Annotated in this window: 1 protein-coding gene; it reads right to left on the bottom strand. The window is 62.1% G+C overall.

Translation table 11 applies throughout. The annotated features are described in order from the left end of the window. Positions 1-232, bottom strand: a 232-nt coding sequence (locus MTCD1_RS20430) for an efflux RND transporter permease subunit (RefSeq protein WP_143760240.1), incomplete at both ends; no start/stop codon positions are given.

The raw sequence follows: 232 nt of genomic DNA, 5'->3' as shown, positions 1-232 counted from the left end.
GCATGAGCAGGGTGGCCTCGATCACGATCACCGCACCGTCGACGAGGATGCCGAAGTCGAGTGCACCCAGGCTCATCAGATTGCCGCTGATCCCGAAGCGGTTCATCCCGATCACCGCGAACAGGAACGACAGCGGGATCACCAGTGCGGTGATCGCCGCCGCCCGTATGTTGCCCAGCAGCAAAAACAGCACCACGATGACGAGCAGTGCCCCTTCGGTCAGGTTCTTGGC

It is taken from the genome of Colwellia marinimaniae (assembly GCF_002207865.1).
In the GTDB taxonomy this organism is placed as follows: Bacteria; Pseudomonadota; Gammaproteobacteria; order Enterobacterales; family Alteromonadaceae; genus Colwellia; species Colwellia marinimaniae.
Note: the sequence above shows the minus strand (reverse complement) of the source record. Positions and strands in the feature narration are given on the sequence as shown.